We start from the raw sequence: 16,354 nt of genomic DNA on the forward strand, positions 1-16,354 counted from the left end.
GCATTATGAACAACAGTTCATGAATGTCTGTTCATAAAGGAGTTCGGCGCCATGACCGAGATCGTCAATACCGCCCAGTCCGAGGCTTGGAACGGCTACGAGGGCGAGCACTGGGCCGCGAACCATGACCGGTACGACGCGGTCAACAGCGGCTTCAACGAACCGCTGCTGGAGGCTGCCCGGGTGGGCGGAGGTGACCGTGTCCTCGATATCGGTTGCGGCAATGGACAATTGACTCGGCTGGCGGCGCGGCGTGCGGCCGCCGCGACCGGTGTGGATCTGTCCGGTCCGATGCTGGCCCGCGCCGAACGGCAGGCGCGGGACGAAGCGGTGGACAATGTGTCGTTCACCCGGGGCGACGCGCAGGTGCATCCGTTCCCGGACGCCGCGTTCGACGTCGCGATCAGCCGGTTCGGCGTCCTGTTCTTCGCTGATCCGGTGGTGGCCTTCGGCAATATCGCCCGGGCGCTGCGGCCGGGCGGGCGCCTGGCGTTCGTGTCCATGCCCGCGCTGAGCGATTCTGAGGTCGGCCTCGCGTTCTCGGCGGCCGCGGCGCACCTGCCAGGCTTCGAGATCGGGCACAGCCTCAACGACTTCGCGGATCCCGGCGCCATGCGGGGGCTGCTCACCAGCGCCGGATTCACCGGTGTCGAGGTGCGTCGCATCGATGCCGACAGCATCTGGGGCAGCGATATCGCCGACGCCACCGGATTCATCATGGACTGGGGGCCGATTCGCTACCACCGGAGCCTGCACGACTTCGCCGCCGACGAGCAGGTCCGCGCCGCGATCGCGGGCGCGCTGGTGCCGTTCGCCCGGCCGGACGGGGTGCATCTGAGCTCGGGCGCCTGGCTGGTCACCGCGACGAAGCCGCTACCGTAGGACCGCATGTCCCCCAGAAAGGCAGCCGCACTGCGCGATCGCGACGACCGCGACCTGCGCCAGCACCTGATCGCGACGGCCGCGCAGCTGCTCGCCGAGCAGGGCGGCGCGGGTCTGACGGTGCGGGCGATCGCGCGGGCGGCGGGCGTCGCCGACGGCGTGCTCTACAACCATTTCGCCGACAAGGAAGAGCTGCTGGCCGCGGCGTTGCGCGCCCACGTCGATGCCGTGCACCGCGAGCTCGAGCCGCTGCCCGGTCCCGGTACCGCATCGGTGGCGGCAAACCTGACCGCCTACCTGGCACAGGGATTGTCGATGCACCGGGCCATCCTTCCGATCTTCGCGAGCCTGCTCGCCCAGCCGGAGGTGCTGGCCAAGTTCGCCGCGCAGCCGGGCGGTGAACGCGACTGGCGGGACCGGCTCGCGGACTACCTGCACGCCGAACGCAACCTCGGACGCCTCGACGCCGCCGCCGATCTCGACGCCGCCGTCGCGATCCTGGTGGGAATCTGCCACGACGCCGCGCTGTCGGCGCTGCTGCCCCGCACCGGCCAGGGGATCTCTCCGGCGATGGAGTCGGTGATCACGACCCTGCTGACAGGTATCGGCACGGACGCCGCGTCGTCGGCGTAAGGGCGATGCGGCGATCGCGCGGTGCTCCGCATCGGCTGATGTGGCGACCGCCGCTGCCCTCCCCGGGCACCGCCTCGGTGGCGACGAACCTGACCGCCTACCTGGCACAGGGCTTCCGGCCCTGCATGCCGTGAATTCGAGAGTCCCCGGTCGGGCGATCCTCGGTCGATGTACCCCCTGCACGCAGCGTGTGGAACGTGTTACTTTTCGGCCGACGGGCGGAAAGTGGAGTGCGGGGACATGGGTGTGCAGGAGCGGATCGTCGTTGACCGCGTTGTTCGCGGGTTCGGCGGGCAGCGGGTGCTGGATGGGATCGCGTTCGAGGTTCGGCGGCACGAGTTGCTGTGTGTTGTGGGGCAATCGGGGTGCGGGAAGACGACGCTGCTGCGGATCATCGCGGGACTGCTGCGTGCGGATGCAGGGGTGGTGCTGATCGACGGGGAGCCCGTCACCGCGCCGTCGGCGAAGATCGCGATGGTCTTTCAGCACTTCGGGCTGCTGCCCTGGCGGTCCGTGCGTGCGAATATCGAGTACGGACTGCGGAATCGGGGCGTACGCGATCGGGCGCGGGTAGATCGGCTGATCGAGACGATCGGGTTGCAAGGTGCGGAAAGCCGCTACCCGCACCAGCTTTCGGGTGGCATGCAGCAGCGGGTCGGGTTGGCGCGGGCGCTGGCGGTGCAGCCGGAGGTGTTGCTGATGGACGAGCCGTTCGGGGCGCTCGACGCGATAACCCGGGAGCAGCTGCAGGACGAGCTGCTGGCGATCTGGGAGCGCGACGCCGATCTCACCGGGGTGTTCATCACACACGATGTCGACGAGGCCATCCTGCTCGGGGATCGGATACTGGTGCTCGCGGCGGGCGGCGCCGCGCAGATCATCGATGTACCGATCCCGCGCCCGCGCAGAGCGCAGGACGTGCGAGCGTATCCGGATTATGCTGAGCTCCAACACAAAATAAGGGGAGCGTTGCGGTTTGGACAGCCTGGATAGCTCCCCGCTTGCCGCCACGACCGGTCGGCTGCCCCGGCTGCCGTGGTCGGTGCGGCGCGCTCTGCTGCGCGGCCTTTCCCTGCTCGTCGTGCTCGGCGTGTGGGAATGGTATGGGCGCCATACCAATCCGATTCTCTTCACGTACCCCACCGCGATCGTGCGGGCCGGCTGGGCGATGGCGTTCGGCCCGGCGCAGCTCGGCAAGCCGAGCCTGTGGGGCGCCCTGGGGCAGAGCCTGAACGTCTTCGCGTGGGGCCTGGGCCTGGCCATCGTGGCGGGTGTGGCCCTCGGCCTGGCGATGGGACGCAGCCGGGTGGTCGAGGCGCTGCTCGAGCTGCCGATGGACGCGCTCTACGCGACCCCGACGGTCGCGCTGGTTCCGGTGATCGTGCTCTGGGTCGGGTTCGGTACCACCGCCAAAATCGTTGTCGTCTTCCTGTTCTCGGTGTTCGCGATCGTCCTGAACACCGCCCGCGGCGTGCGCGAGGTCGATCCGCAACTGCTCGAGGTGGCGCGCTCATACCTGGCCACCGAGCCGGGGCTGTGGCGGGACGTGCTGCTGCCCGCGGCGCTGCCCTACGTGATCACCGGCATCCGGTTGGCGGTGGGCCGGGCGCTGGTCGGCGTCGTGATCGCCGAATTCTATTCCGCGATATCGGGTCTCGGCTTCGTGATTGTCAGCTACGCCAACACGTTCCAGATCGCGCAGGTCTTCGTCCCGGTGGTGATCCTGATGCTGCTCGGTGTCACGTTCACCTGGGTGCTGCGACTGCTCGAGGCGCGGCTGGCGCCATGGAGATCGGAATCTGAGGGCTGAAATACATGAAACGACATGTCCTTTCGGTGGTCGCGGTGGTCGGTGTGCTGCTGGCCGGTTGCGCGAGCACTCCGCGGCCGGCGAATGCACCGCAGGGCCCGACAACCATCAAGATCTCCCTGCCCGGGCTGAAGCCCGCCTTCGCGCAGTCCGACATCGCGGTCGCCCAGGCGAACGGCTTCTTCGCCCAGCAGCAGTTGACCGTTCAGGTGCAGGGCCTGTCCGCGGGCACCGCGACGCTGCAGTCCGTCATCGCGGGGGATTCGGATATCGGCGGGTCGAGCGTGGAGCCGGTGCTGGGCACGGCTGCCGCCGCCGGGCTGGTGGTCATCGGTTCGTATGCCGATCGGCTGCCGGTCGTGCTCGAAACCCCGTCCGCCATAGCTGATCCGGGCGATCTGAAGGGCAAGAACCTCGGCATCCAGTCGGTCGGCGCGTTCCGGGAGATCATGACCCGTGCGGTGTATCAGTCGGCGCATCTGACGCCGGGCGATGTGCACTACGTGAGCGTGGCCGATACCGGATACGTGGGCTACCTGCTCACCCACAAGATCGATTCCGCTGTCCTGCAACAGGAACAGTCGATCGACGCCGAAGCGCGGGACTCGGGATTGCACGCGCTCACCGACCTCTACCAGCTGTGGCCGGACTACATCTACGGAACCTATTTCGTGAAGTCGAGCTGGCTCGCGTCGCATCGGGACGTCGCCATCCGCTTCCTGACCGCGATCACGCAGGCACACCGGTTCATCTACGGCCACCGCGCCATCGTCGTGCCGCAGATCGCCACCGCGACAGGCTATCCCGCCGCCGAGATCGACAAGACATACACCCGGCTCGTCGAGCAGAACGGCGTGTTCCCCGTCAACCAGGGCCTGGATCCCGAGCGGTTCACTTTCACCCTCGCATGCATGCGGCAGATCGGCGGGCTGTTGCCCAACGGCCTGCCGGACCTGGACAGGGTGATCGACAGAAGTCTGATGGACACGGTCGTCACCCACCTCGGTGGCCCGTTGACAGGGGATTCGCGATGGCATTGACGCACACCGTTCCTCGCACCATGCGCTCGGCGGTCATCTTCGGCCCGAGCGAGCTGCGCGTAATCGAGAAGCCGGTGCCGGAGCCGGGCCCGGGAGAGGTGCTGCTGCGCGTCGAGGCCGCATCGCTCTGCGGCACGGACCTGAAAATCCGTGCGGGGTCGTTCTTTCCGTCGCAGCCCGAGCCCGGGACGTTCACGCCGGGGCACGAGTACGCGGGCACGGTCGTCGCGGTGGGGCCGACGGTCGTGGAGTTCGTTCCCGGGGACCGGGTGGTCGTCGAGGCGCATCGCGGCTGCATGCGCTGCGAGAACTGCGTGCGCGGGCGGTACACATCCTGTCTCAACTACGGCCGCGCCGATCTGGGGCACCGCGCGATGGGGATGTCGGTCGACGGCGGGTTCGCCGAATACGTGGTCAACCACGTGTCCACGCTCTATCGGCTGCCGGACGCGGTGAGCTTCGAGGAGGCGGTGATGATCACCACCGCGGGCACCTCCATGTACGCCATCGACACCATGGGCGGGCTGGTGGCCGGGGACACCGTCGCGGTGATCGGCCCCGGACCGGTCGGGCTGACCGCGGTGCAGCTGCTGAAGGCGATGGGGGCGGCACGGGTGATCCTCACCGGCACGCGCGCCTCGCGCCTGCGACTCGGTAGCGAGCTGGGGGCGGACGTCGTCGTGGACGCGGGCGAGACCGACCCGGTCGCCGCAGTGCTGGAGGCGACCGGCGGGCTCGGCGTCGACGCGGTGCTCGAGTGCTCGGGTGCGAACGAGACTGTGGACCAGGCGATCCGGATGTGCAAACCGGCCGGGCGCATCGTGCTCGTGGGCTACTTCCACGGCCCGGTGACGGCCGATCTGAACCGTGCGGTGAAGACGGGGCTGACCCTGTTCACCATTCGCGGCGAGGGCAACCGCGCGGTGGGCCGCGCGGTGACGATGGCCGAGCGCGGACTGCTGCGGACCGCTCCGCTGATCACGCACCGCTTCCCACTCGACGACATTGCCGAGGCGTTCGACACCGTCGAGCAGCGACGCGACGACGCGGTCAAGGTGGTGCTGGGCATCGCATCGTAGCTCTGTCGCTGTCCGCGGCGGCCCAGATCTTCCTGGCGCACACCGAGATCCACATCCTCGCACCGCGTGGTCTGCGCCGAAAGTGGGTGTGGACAGGCGTACGTGCGAGCTGCTAGATTCCTTCGCGCCGTGAAATCACAGTAGGAGGTGAGACCCATGAACGCTGTAACCCCGTGGGTGCTCCGTGACGTGTTCGCGGTTGTCGGTTGATATAGATGTCGCCGGGAGTGCCTGAGTAGCAAGGCAATCCGAAAGGCATCATCATGCATCTTATTTCTGAGACATCGTCCGACGGTGTCATCGAACGTACCTTCGCCATCGACGACGTGACCGGTGTGCTCTGGTCGCCGGAATCCGGGCCGCACGGCGCGCCCCTGGTCCTGATGGGCCACCCCGGCGGCCTGCACAAGAAGGCGCGGGGACTGGTGGCTCGTGCCCATCGCGCGGTGACCGTCGACGGCTACACCGTCGCCTCCATCGACGCGCCCGGACACGGCGATCGGCCCCGTAACGCGCAGGACCAGCACTGGGTTGCCGACATGCTGGAGGCACGGGCGGCGGGCCGGCCGCTCGGCCCGATCCTCGCCGAGTACAACGGCTCCCTGGCCGAGCGCGCGGTGCCGGAATGGCGTGCGGTCATCGACGAGCTGCAGGCACTGCCGGAGATCGGGGCCGACGCGCCGATCGGCTACACCGGCATGACGCTCGCCAGCGCGATCGGGCTGCCGCTGGTGGCGGTCGAACCGCGCATCACCGCGGCGATCTTCGGCGGGGTCTTCACGTATCCCGCCCTGATCGAGGCGGCGAAACAGGTGACCATTCCGATCGAATTCCTGCTCCCGTGGGACGATGCGGAGATCCCCCGGCAGCACGGGCTCGATCTGTTCGACGCCTTCGCCTCCACGGAGAAGGTGTTGCACGCGTTCCCCGGCGGGCATCACGAGGTGCCCGAGTACATGGGTGACAACTCGGGTCGGCTGTTCGCCCGGCATTTGGGCCGGGGCGTGGTTCCGGCCTGACGCGACCGGTGCCGGCGGCCGCCCGGGCACGCCGGCGCCCCTCGGGGGGCGACGTGCCCGGGCGGCCTGAAATCGGAATTAACGGACAGTCGGTTTCGGTGCGGTGGAGTGCTCGGAAACCGCCCGCACACAGCGGGTTTGCGACCCGCCGGGCGACACGCAAATCGAGGCCGTGAATTTACATGCCACCTGCGGCGCGGTCGGCCGGTGTTCCGTTATCGTTCACTTCACTATTCAATGCTGCTGCTGGCGTGCCAGGGCTGGTTCGTCGACCCGGGCACGGTCCGGTGCGGCGTTACCTGTCCGATGCGGGCCGGAGACCGTCCGAAAGAATGAGGGAAACGTGCCTGCACTCGTTGCTCTCACCGGTCGCCTGGTGCGACTGGAACCCCTTGCGCCGCACCATGTTGCGGGTTTGGCCGCCGCGGGCGCCGAGAATCGCGAGGCATTCGCCTACACACCCGTGCCGCACGGGCTGGAGGAGGCCGCCGACTACGTCGCCCAGGCCGTGGCCGCGCACGTCGCGGGCACCGGGCTGGCGTTCGCGGTCGTCGCCACCGCCGACGGCGGCGTGCTGGGCTCGACCAGATTCACCCGCTTCGACTACTGGCAGGGGCCCATGGTGTGGCCGATCGTGCACGGGCGGCCGACCGGGGATCCGCTGCTGGCCATTCCGGACGCCGCGGAGATCGGCAACACCTGGCTCTCGGCGCGGGCGCGCGGTACCGGGATCAACCTGGAATCCAAGCTGCTGCTGCTTTCCCATGCCTTCGAGGTGTGGGGGGTGCGCCGCATCGCGCTGCGGGCGGATGTGCGGAATACCCGCTCCCGCACCGCGATCGAGCGCATGGGCGCCACCAGCGATGGTGTGCGGCGGGCGCACTCGCGCGGCATGGACGGCGAGGTTCGCAGCACCGCGTTCTATTCGATCCTGCACGACGAGTGGCCGGCGGTGCGCAACACCATCACGCGCGAACTCGGCGCCGGGAGCGAGCCGTTGCTCAACGCGTAAGCTGCGCTCTCGTCATTTCGCCGTGACGAATCCCTGTGAGACCATCCAGTCGCGCGCGACGGTGGCGGGCTCACGGCCCTGGAGGTCGACCAGGCCGTTGAGCCCGGTGATCGTATCGTTGGTCAGCACCTTCGATATCGGTGCCAGCACCTGGGCGATCTGGGGATGCGCGTCGGCGAACGACTTGCGCATCACCAGTGCCGCATTGTATTTCGGGAAGAAGCCGAGATCGTCGTCGAGGAGCTTCAGGTGCAGCGCCTTGATGCGGCCGTCGGTGGTGTCCACCGAACCGAACTCGCAGGTGTTGTTCGCCGTCGCCGGATACACCAGTGCGTCCTGCATGATCTTCTTGTTCACCTTGCCGAGATCCATGCCGTACTTGTGCGCCATGCCGGGGAATCCGTCCTGGCGCACACTGAATTCCGTGCCCAGGCAGGTCGCGCCGACGCTCGGGTCGGTGTTCACCAGCCGCGCGTAATCCGACAGTGTGGTGGCGCCGGACTTCTGCGCGGCCGCGGAATTGCTCACCATGGCGTAGGTGTTGTTCATCGGCGCCAGGTCGGTCCACACCATCCCGTTCTTCGCCAGATCCTGGGCGCGCACCGCCTCGAACTGCTGCTGCGAGTCGGGGATCGGCTGCTCGTTGCCGAGATAGTTGATCCAGCCGGTGCCGGTGTAGTCGTAGGCGATGTCGACCTGTCCGTGCAGCTGGGCATCGCGCAGGCTGTTGGACCCGGTGATGTCGGTCAGGTCGCGCACCTGCGCCCCGGCCGCGGTCAGGGCGAATTCGATGATGTAGCCGAGGATCAGTTGTTCGGTGAAGTCCTTGGACCCCACGATGATCTGGACGCCCTTCAGCTCCGGCACCGGCTCGATGGAGCCCGGCCCGACCTGCAACGGGACGGCGCCACCGGCCTCCAGTCCACACGCGCTGACCAGCACCAGGCATAGCGCCGTTGCGGCGACGCTCAGCAATGCCCGCAGTGCGGCGGATCGCGCAGTGCGTCCCGACCGGCACGGAGTGTGGACGGTTGTGGTGAGTGACATTTCGGCCCTCGCCGCCCGCGCGCTCACCGCAGCCCCCGGGGTCCGAGGAACTGCTCGGCGAGCGCGCCGAGCCAGTCGACCAGCAGCGCCAGCGCGACCGCGAGCAGCGCGCCGACCCACAGGGTCACGTTGTCGCGCAGCTTGTATCCGGTGTCGATCAGGATACCGAGCCCGCCCGCGCTGACCAGGAACGACAGCGTGGCCGTGCCCACCGCCAGCACCAGCGAGGTGCGCAGCCCGGCCAGGATGTACGGCACTGCGAGCGGAAATTCGATGCGCCGCAACACCGCTGCCGCCGACATTCCCTGCCCGCGACCCGCGTCGACCAGTGCCGGATCGACCTGGTCGTAGCCCAGGATCGTATTGCGCAGCACAGGGAGCAGCGCATAGAACGCGATCGGCGCGACCCCGACCCAGAATCCGGTCTGCTCGGTGAGCAGGTAGTACAGCACGATCAGCCCGATCGCGGGCGCCGCGGCCCCGACATTGGCGATGCCGACGAAAACCGGTGCGAGCCTGCGATATCCGGGCCGGGTGAGCAGCGTGCCGAGCGGCACCGCGATGACGACAACGATCACCACGACCGTGAGCGTGATCAGGACGTGCTGGCGGACGACGGTCAGGATGTTGGCGCCGGTGATGCTCGCCTGCTGCGTCACCGTGAGCTTCCGGTCGAACGCCCACAGCAGCACGCCGACGGCCAGCGCGAGCGCCAGGATCGGTTGCGCCGCCAGTCGGATGAGCTCCGCCCGCCGCTCGGGGCGTCGATCGACCGGGCTCACGACTGCGCCCCACCCGCATCGGTCCCGCCTGAATCCGATTCGATGCCAGCTGATCCCGTGCCGGAGGCCCCTGTGTCAGCCGCGTCGACGCCGGCCGGTCGGGTGCCGGACGACTCTGGGCTGGCCGAATCTACTTGCGCCGCGGTCGTATCTGCTGCACCCACATCGGCCTCGCCTGCATTCGATACGATGCCAGCTGATCCCGCGCTGGCGGACCCCTGGTCAGTCGAGTCGACGCCGGCCGGTCGCGTGCCGACTGACCCTGTGCCCGCCGAATCCGCTTCCGCCGCAGCTGTATCTGCTGCACCCGCATCGGCCGAATCGGGGATGTCCGCGTGCGGCGCGGCCCCGGCGGCGCTTGCGCCTGCAGTGTCGGCGCCGACCGAATCCGGCGCGGCACCACCATGTTCCGAACGCATTGCCGACAGATGGGCGACAAGGGTATCGATGGTGATCAGCCCCGCGTACTCGCCACGTCGCCCGGTGACGACCGCGTTGGCGGTGCTGTCGGCCAGCAGCGTGCCCAGGGCCTCCTGCAGGGTGGATCGCAGCGACACCGTGTCGGTGATCGGCTGCCCGGCCTCCCGCAGCGAGGACGCGTGTGCGAGCTGACCGGCCGAGACCCACCGCTGCGGGCGGCGCTGGGCATCGAGGATCAGTCCCCACTTCCATTCCCGCTCGGCCAGCGCGGCCCGGATCGCCTGTGGCTCATCGGATTCCAGGGCCGTCGGGCACTGCCCGAGCTCGACGTCGGAGACCCGGGTGAGGGTGAGCTGCTTGAGCGGTGCGTCCGCGCCGACGAATCCGGCGACGGTCTCGTCGGCGGGTTCGGCCAGTATCGCGGCCGGGGTGTCGTACTGCAGAATGCTGGATCTGTTGCCCAGCACCGCGATTCGATCGCCCAGCTTGACCGCCTCGTTGAAGTCGTGCGTCACGAAGACGATGGTCTTGTGCAATTCGGCCTGCAGCCGGATCAATTCGTCCTGCAGCAGTCCGCGGGTGATCGGATCGACCGCCCCGAAGGGCTCGTCCATCAACAGCACGGGCGGATCGGCGGCCAGTGCCCGCGCGACGCCCACGCGCTGCTGCTGGCCGCCCGAGAGCTGACGGGGATACCGGCGGCGGAAGGTGCCGGGATCCAGGCCGACCAGCTCCAGCATCTCGTCGACGCGGGCGTTGATCCGCTTGCGGTTCCAGCCGAGTAGCCCGGGCACGGTGGCGATATTGCGCGCGACGGTCAGATGCGGGAACAGCCCGGCCTGCTGGATCGAGTAACCGATGCCGCGGCGCAGGCGATCCGCGTCGATCCCGGCGACATCGCGGCCGTCGATGGTGATGGTCCCCGAACTCGGTTCGATGAGCCGGTTGATCATCCGCATGGTGGTGGTCTTCCCGCAGCCCGAGGGGCCGACGAAGACCACGACCTCGCCCGCGGGGATCGTGATCGAGAACTCCTCGACGGCCGGATCCCGTTGTCCCGGATAGTGTTTGGTCACCGCATCGAGGATGATCTCGGCGCCGTGCGTGCGGGTGCCGGATTCGGCTGTGCCGGTGGCGGATTCAGTCACGGATTCCCCTCGGTGTGGTGAGGCGGCCGATGAGGGCGAGCAGCGCATCCAGCAGCAGCGCCAGCACGATGATGGACACCGTGCCGGTCAGGGCCATCGGTACCGCGGTCGGGCTGCCGAGGCGGGCCAGGCCCGAGAAGATGATGTTGCCCAGGCCCGGGCCCTTGGCGTAGGCGGCCATGGCCAGGATGCCCATCGACATCATCGTGCTGACTCGCATGCCCGCCAGGATCGCGGGCCAGGCCAGGGGCAGTTCGATGCCGGTCAGCACGCGCAGCCGGTCCATGCCGACCCCGCGCGCCGCATCGGAGACCGCCGGGTCGACCTCGGCCAGCCCCACGATCGTATTGCGCAGAATCGGCAGCAGCGCGTACAGCACCAGCGCGGTCACCGTGGGGCGCACGCCCAGGCCCAGCACCGGAATGAGCAGGCCCAGCAGCGCGAACGACGGCACCGTGAGGATGATGCTGGCCGCCGCGGTGGCCAGCGCCGAGCCCCACGGGCTGCGGTGCACGGCGATGCCGATCAGCACCGCGACCACGGTGGCGATGAGCACCGACTGCACGACGGCGGAGACGTGCAGATAGGAATCGGTCAGCAACTGGGTGTGATGATCGACGACGTAAGTCCACAGCGCGTGCAGGATGTCACCCCTTCCGATGGCCGGGTGTCCGCGGTGAGAGTGTATCCACCGGTTTGCCGGATAAGCGGGATTTCGGTGGTCTTTCACGGGGCAGGGCGCCAATTGGCCGGTGCTACCGGGGATTCCGCGGCTTCATAGCGAAACATGGCGTAACTGAGCCACATTCGTTCCTCGCGTGTGGGACGGTCGCCCACTGGGTAAGGCAGTGCCGGTCCGGGCAGGGCCTGCCACGGGAATCTGCCGCGCTACCCGTTCGGCGACGGCATCAGGTGCCCGCGCGGACGTCTCGACGGCGACCGCCCGCATGGCATCGACTCGCCCACAGTGAGAATTCACCGTTCCGCGCGGGCCCACCGGCCGGGTAATGTCTTCTTCGGTCAGCTGTGAATATGCTCTTAAAAGGTGAATTCTGACCACTCGGGGGAGGTATCCGCGTGTGCCTGGCCCTACTATGGACCCGGCGGTGCCCGGCAGCGCCGTCGTCGCGGTCCCTGTCCTGCTGCCCCCTCATCGGCAGGACGGGGACCTGCAACTCGGGGCGGTACTGAATGCCATCGTGGGCCGGCCGCTCCCTCCCGTACTTTGCGAGGTGCGTCACTCTCCGTCGCTCGCCGTGAGATCGAGCCCCAGCCGTCTCCGTCGACCCGTTGTATTCGGATGGACAACTGGACGGTAGGTACGCTCAGGCGTGGGATTGCGAACGGCAGGCGCACCATCCGGCACAGCGAGGTTTCGGTAATACATGCGACAGTCCAGCGAGCACGGCCATCCCGCGGTGAGTGAGCGAGCTTCCGGGGGCCCAGCGCGGTTACGCCGGCAGCCTGCTTCGGACCTGCCGCACTGGATCGACTACGCCGAATTCGGCGAGCGCTTCGTCGCGCAGGCGGTCACCCCGGCGCGGATAGAGGCCGCGGTCTCCGGGATGGCCGGACAGGGGATAGCCCTGGGCCCGTTCTCGATCGGCCCCGCCGGCCTGGCCGGATTCGTCGCCGAGGGCAGCGTGGGCAAGCCGCACATCGTGCGCAGCGGCCCACATGTCACCTTCGAGGTCAGCCTGCCGGTCACGCTGCATCTCACCGTCACACTGGGCGGGCAGCGGCTGCGGCTCGAGGCCGTGGTCGAGATCGACCTGACGCTGCACGCTCGCACGGCCGATCCGCTGCTCATCGTCATCGACATCCCGCCCCTGCGGACCCGTGACGTCAGCTTCGTGCTGCGCGCCCAGGCCATCGGCAGCGCCATCGAACTGCTGCTGGACCCGATCGCGACGCTGGTGCAGCGGGAGGTGGCGAACCGGGTCAACGCCATGCTGGCCGATCGGGCCGCGGTGCGCGCGAGAGTCTTCGACGTCGAGGCGATCCTGAACCGCGAACGATCGCCGCATCGTTCGCGGGATCGATTCGAATGGATCGGCTACGACGAGTTCGGGCACCGCTTCTTTCCGCGCATCGTCACCGTCGACCGCGTGCGCGAGGTGGCCGAGACATTGGCCGGGCGGGACATCGCGGTCGGGCCGATCCGGACCGGACCGCGCCGGATGGCCAGCGTCGATGTCCGCGGCGTGGTCGGCACGCCGATCCTGGCCGAACGTCCCGCGCCGGGCGAGCCGGAACCGAGTGCCGATACGAGTCGTGCCGTTGACCCCGCGGAGGCCGCCGGTCGAGCCGCCGAGGTCATGGCCGCGTCCGAGGCGATGTCGATCACCGAGGTCGGGTCGATCACCGGGACCGTGGCCGGGCCGGTCGTCGCGCGGCCGGAGGCGCCCGGGGCGGGTGGTGCGCAGGAACCGGCGGCTCCGGATCCGGTGATGTTCGATCTGGTCGTCCCGGTGACCCTCGATATCACCGTCGCCGTACTCGGGGTGCATCACTATCGAGCCGACGTGGAGGTTCCCCTGGTGCTCGTGGCGCGCGCGGCGGATCCGCTGCTCATCGTCATCGATGTGGCCCCGCCCCATGCGCGCGACGTCGTGGTTCGCCTGCAACCCGACCGATGGCGTGCGAAGGCCCTGGGCAGCCTGGGGGGCATCCAGCACCAGATCGCCGCCCAGGTCGCGCGGTTCGTCAGAAAGGAGCTGGCCGATCCGTCGATCCGCACCATCAACGTCGGCGAGCGGATCACGGCGGCCATGTCCTGACCGGCCGGGCATGTTCTGGGACGCGTGTGGTTGATGTGTCCAATGAGCATGGCGGTTCTCATGTGAGTGTGGTGAAATTAGTGCACGTTCGGGGTGCCCGGCGCACAGAGATAGGGGAAGGTGCGCCGGGTGCGCCGGCGGTTCGACCGGCCGTGCCGGGCGGTTCCGCAATTCCGCCGGCGTGCTGGCGTGGCCGGGGGCCTCAGGCGGGCGTATTCCGCTGCCGGCCCGGCCGTTCGTGCCGATGACCCGAAGGAGCTTCGTCGATGCGTGCCGTTCCAATTTCCCGCCGCACCCTCCTCGGCTATGCCGGGGTCACCGCGGTGACCGCCGCGGCCAGCGCCGCATTCGCGCCCACCGCCTCCGCCGACCGCCTGGGGACGCTCGTGGACTATTCGGTGGGCGTACCCGCGGCCGAGTCGATCCGGGCCGCCGGGCACGCGGGTGCGATTCGCTACGTCTCGGACCGTCGTCCCGGCGCGGAATTCATGACCGGCAAGCCGCTGCGGGCGAGCGAGGTCGAGGCGCTGCGCGCGGCCGGGTTAACGATCGTGTCCAACTACCAGTTCGGCAAGGGGCCGACCGCGGATTGGCGGGGCGGGCTCGAGGCCGGCAAGCGGTGCGCCGACCGCGGCCTGCAACTCCATCGCGCCGCCGGCGGGCCGGACGCCGCGCCGATCTACGCCTCCATCGACGACAAGCCGAGCGCGGCCGAATTCGCCGAGATGATCGGCCCCTATTTGATGGGTTGGCAGTCGGTGGTCGGTTACCAGCGCGTCGGCGTCTACGCCAACGCGCCCACCATCGAACTCGCCCACTCCGCCGGGCTGGGTTCGTACTTCTGGCAGCACAATTGGGGCACGCCGGCCGGATTCGTCCACCCCGCCGCGAACCTGCACCAGTTCGAGATCAAGAGGACCAGGATCGACGGCATCAGTGTGGACCTGAACGCGATCCTCACCCCGCGCTACGGCCAGTGGTGATCGACTAGGTCTGGCAGTGGCAGGTCGGGTCCAGGCACAGGTCGGGTTCGTCGGGAACCACGCGCAGCATCGGCCGGGCCTCGGGCACCTCGCGGTCGCCCATCCAGCACAGCAGCGAGAAGCGCGACAACCCGGAGAACGCCGAGCCGAGGCTGAAGAAGGACCCGACCGATCCGATCGACAGCACCGATCCGACGCTGCCGATGGACAGCACCGAATAGGCCGAGCCGATGGACAGAATCGAGCCCTCGGAGCGGAACGACAGGATCGACCGGTGCGACCGGGTGGACAGCACCGACCGGAAGGACTTGCGGGACATGACCGAATGCCGGGAGCGAGCCCTGGCGGAATCGGCGGGGGCGGATGATGCGGACCGTACGAGCTGATCGACAGTCGCCATGTAAGCGGTTTACCACAGACAGCGGTCGTATTGCGTCGAATCCGCGCCGTTTCGCCTGATCACACGCGCGCCCACGTGTCATCCCGCATAGACGGAACCGCCGCCGTGGTCCCGGCGAAGACTGCGGGGACGACGGCGGCGGATGCCGGAACTAGGCGGGGACGTGCGCCTTGGCGCGGTTCTCGGGCGCGATCTGCGGCTGGGCCGGGGCCTTGGCCTTCGGCTCGACCGTGGCCGGGGTCTGCGGCTCCGCGGCCTGATCCGAGGACTTCGCCGTGCCGGACTGCGCCTCCGCGGGTGCGGATGTGGTGGAGGGCACCACGAAGAAGCCGAGGGTGGGCAGGAACGAGCAGGTGATCGGGGCCTTGTCCGCGGCGGGCTTGGTGGTCAGCGACCCCGAGACGGTCGCGACGATGCGGCCCGATCCGGTGTTCGCGATCGCGGACAGAGTGGCCGGGCCGCCGGGGTTGATGTGCGCGGCGTCGGTCAGCGGCAGCGTGCCGCCCCGCTGGGTGTCCAGGTTGAGCCACTGCACCGTCATCGGCGTGGCCTGGTGCGGCGTCAGGCCCTTGGTGCCCAGCGCGGTGAAGACGAAACCCGCCTGCCCGGCGCGCGGTCCCGGGGGCGGCAGCTCGGCGGGACCGGGCACGGCCAGCGCGGTGCCGACCGAATCCGAGCCCGGACCGATGCAGTCCTTGCCGATGGACGGGTAGAGGAACTGCGCGATGACCGGGCCGTTCTTCGGGATGTCCGGGCCGCCGCCATTGCTGCCGTCCAGGAAGGCGATCAGGGCCGAGAGAGCCGTCTTGACCTGCGGCGGCAGCCCCGCCGAGTTCAGCACCTGCTGTGCCTGGCCCAGCAGGGACTGGTGCGCGGGGGAGGAGATGTCGCCCACTGCCGCCGCGCCGATGATGGCCGGGGCCAGCGAGACGAGCGCGTCGACCGGGACGCCCTCGGGCACCAGGGGTGTGCTCGCAGGGCTCTGCGGCTTCGGTGCGGGGGCCGCGACGGCCGTCGTCGAAGCGGTAACGGTCGCGCCGGCCGCGATGGCCAACACCGACAATGCGAACCGCGTTCCTCTGGTGCGAAGCACTGGTGTAGCCGTCCTTACCCTCGGGTACGTCAAAGTGCGATGCGTGGCGCATCGCGTACGCCGTGCCACTCTAGGAGTGGAGCGCCGTGTTGTACAGCGCAGCAGTGATTTTGCCTGCATCTAACAAAACGGTATGTGATGCATCAACGGAACATAGCGCGTGACCAGTGTTGTCGGTGGGATTGGTGAGGTGAATGGTGCTCGGCGTGTCCAAGTTGTGTCCTGG

Annotated in this window: 14 protein-coding genes and 2 pseudogenes; 10 read left to right on the top strand and 6 right to left on the bottom strand. The window is 68.7% G+C overall.

The features are described 5' to 3' along the window. The first annotated feature begins 51 nt into the window (after positions 1-51). From KO481_RS17200 to KO481_RS17235, 8 genes are all read left to right on the top strand, one after another. Positions 52-882: a class I SAM-dependent methyltransferase gene (locus KO481_RS17200; RefSeq protein WP_215918170.1), complete on the top strand. Its 831-nt coding sequence runs from the start codon at positions 52-54 to the stop codon at positions 880-882. Positions 883-888: 6 nt separating this feature from the next. Continuing rightward, positions 889-1,515 carry a TetR/AcrR family transcriptional regulator gene (locus KO481_RS17205; protein WP_215918171.1) on the top strand — a complete coding sequence of 209 codons (627 nt, stop codon included), beginning with the start codon at positions 889-891 and terminating at the stop codon, positions 1,513-1,515. A 240-nt stretch (positions 1,516-1,755) separates the two neighbouring features. After that, positions 1,756-2,508 carry an ABC transporter ATP-binding protein gene (locus KO481_RS17210; protein WP_215918172.1) on the top strand — a complete coding sequence of 251 codons (753 nt, stop codon included), beginning with the start codon at positions 1,756-1,758 and terminating at the stop codon, positions 2,506-2,508. After that, complete coding sequence (locus KO481_RS17215; protein ID WP_215918173.1) at positions 2,492-3,325, top strand: ABC transporter permease; 834 nt, start codon at positions 2,492-2,494, stop codon at positions 3,323-3,325. Before KO481_RS17210 ends, KO481_RS17215 begins: the two co-directional genes overlap by 17 nt. A gap of 5 nt (positions 3,326-3,330) precedes the next feature. After that, positions 3,331-4,365: an ABC transporter substrate-binding protein gene (locus KO481_RS17220; RefSeq protein ID WP_215918174.1), complete on the top strand. Its 1,035-nt coding sequence runs from the start codon at positions 3,331-3,333 to the stop codon at positions 4,363-4,365. Next, entirely contained in the window at positions 4,356-5,444 is a 1,089-nt protein-coding gene (locus KO481_RS17225; protein ID WP_215918175.1) for a zinc-dependent alcohol dehydrogenase, read from the top strand. The genes KO481_RS17220 and KO481_RS17225 overlap by 10 nt, the downstream gene beginning before the upstream one ends. A gap of 263 nt (positions 5,445-5,707) precedes the next feature. Further along, positions 5,708-6,463 (top strand): alpha/beta hydrolase family protein, encoded by a 756-nt coding sequence (locus tag KO481_RS17230; RefSeq protein ID WP_215918176.1) that lies wholly within the window; start codon positions 5,708-5,710, stop codon positions 6,461-6,463. Between the two features lie 343 nt (positions 6,464-6,806). After that, on the top strand, positions 6,807-7,475 hold the full coding sequence (locus tag KO481_RS17235) for a GNAT family N-acetyltransferase (protein ID WP_308166651.1): 669 nt from the start codon (positions 6,807-6,809) through the stop codon (positions 7,473-7,475). Positions 7,476-7,487: 12 nt separating this feature from the next. Here the strand turns inward: KO481_RS17235 and KO481_RS17240 are convergent, their stop codons facing one another. The 4 genes and pseudogenes from KO481_RS17240 to KO481_RS17255 all read right to left on the bottom strand — a co-directional run bounded on the left by KO481_RS17240 (position 7,488) and on the right by KO481_RS17255 (position 11,515). Continuing rightward, complete coding sequence (locus KO481_RS17240) at positions 7,488-8,522, bottom strand: glycine betaine ABC transporter substrate-binding protein (RefSeq protein WP_215918177.1); 1,035 nt, start codon at positions 8,520-8,522, stop codon at positions 7,488-7,490. A gap of 23 nt (positions 8,523-8,545) precedes the next feature. Further along, complete coding sequence (locus tag KO481_RS17245) at positions 8,546-9,304, bottom strand: ABC transporter permease (RefSeq protein WP_215918178.1); 759 nt, start codon at positions 9,302-9,304, stop codon at positions 8,546-8,548. Positions 9,305-9,642: 338 nt separating this feature from the next. Next, a pseudogene (locus KO481_RS17250) lies at positions 9,643-10,872 on the bottom strand (ABC transporter ATP-binding protein); the annotation flags it as partial. After that, positions 10,865-11,515 carry an ABC transporter permease gene (locus tag KO481_RS17255; protein WP_215918428.1) on the bottom strand — a complete coding sequence of 217 codons (651 nt, stop codon included), beginning with the start codon at positions 11,513-11,515 and terminating at the stop codon, positions 10,865-10,867. The pseudogene KO481_RS17250 and the gene KO481_RS17255, both read right to left, overlap by 8 nt. 742 nt (positions 11,516-12,257) lie before the next feature. On the opposite strand from KO481_RS17255, the gene KO481_RS17260 reads away from it, so the two are divergent. After that, positions 12,258-13,652: a hypothetical protein gene (locus KO481_RS17260; protein ID WP_215918179.1), complete on the top strand. Its 1,395-nt coding sequence runs from the start codon at positions 12,258-12,260 to the stop codon at positions 13,650-13,652. Between the two features lie 266 nt (positions 13,653-13,918). Continuing rightward, entirely contained in the window at positions 13,919-14,635 is a 717-nt protein-coding gene (locus tag KO481_RS17265) for a DUF1906 domain-containing protein (protein WP_215918180.1), read from the top strand. A gap of 4 nt (positions 14,636-14,639) precedes the next feature. On the opposite strand, the gene KO481_RS17270 is transcribed toward KO481_RS17265, so the two are convergent. Both KO481_RS17270 and KO481_RS17275 read right to left on the bottom strand, forming a co-directional pair. Beyond that, a complete protein-coding gene (locus tag KO481_RS17270; RefSeq protein ID WP_215918429.1) occupies positions 14,640-14,954 on the bottom strand; it encodes a hypothetical protein in 315 nt (104 codons plus the stop codon). 397 nt (positions 14,955-15,351) lie between these two features. After that, a pseudogene (locus tag KO481_RS17275) lies at positions 15,352-16,128 on the bottom strand (Rv1157c family protein); the annotation flags it as partial. Positions 16,129-16,354 lie beyond the last annotated feature (226 nt).

Source organism: Nocardia albiluteola (assembly GCF_018860155.1).
Classification (GTDB): domain Bacteria; phylum Actinomycetota; class Actinomycetes; order Mycobacteriales; family Mycobacteriaceae; genus Nocardia; species Nocardia albiluteola.

Bases quoted from the DNA above. Each gene is read 5' to 3' on its own strand.
- KO481_RS17265 (WP_215918180.1), top strand. From the start codon at position 13,919: ATGCGTGCCGTTCCAATTTCCCGCCGCACCCTCCTCGGCTATGCCGGG.
- KO481_RS17200 (WP_215918170.1), top strand. From the start codon at position 52: ATGACCGAGATCGTCAATACCGCCCAGTCCGAGGCTTGGAACGGCTAC.
- KO481_RS17225 (WP_215918175.1), top strand. From the start codon at position 4,356: ATGGCATTGACGCACACCGTTCCTCGCACCATGCGCTCGGCGGTCATC.
- KO481_RS17270 (WP_215918429.1), bottom strand. From the start codon at position 14,954: ATGTCCCGCAAGTCCTTCCGGTCGGTGCTGTCCACCCGGTCGCACCGG.
- KO481_RS17220 (WP_215918174.1), top strand. From the start codon at position 3,331: ATGAAACGACATGTCCTTTCGGTGGTCGCGGTGGTCGGTGTGCTGCTG.
- KO481_RS17260 (WP_215918179.1), top strand. From the start codon at position 12,258: ATGCGACAGTCCAGCGAGCACGGCCATCCCGCGGTGAGTGAGCGAGCT.
- KO481_RS17230 (WP_215918176.1), top strand. From the start codon at position 5,708: ATGCATCTTATTTCTGAGACATCGTCCGACGGTGTCATCGAACGTACC.
- KO481_RS17210 (WP_215918172.1), top strand. From the start codon at position 1,756: ATGGGTGTGCAGGAGCGGATCGTCGTTGACCGCGTTGTTCGCGGGTTC.
- KO481_RS17240 (WP_215918177.1), bottom strand. From the start codon at position 8,522: ATGTCACTCACCACAACCGTCCACACTCCGTGCCGGTCGGGACGCACT.
- KO481_RS17205 (WP_215918171.1), top strand. From the start codon at position 889: ATGTCCCCCAGAAAGGCAGCCGCACTGCGCGATCGCGACGACCGCGAC.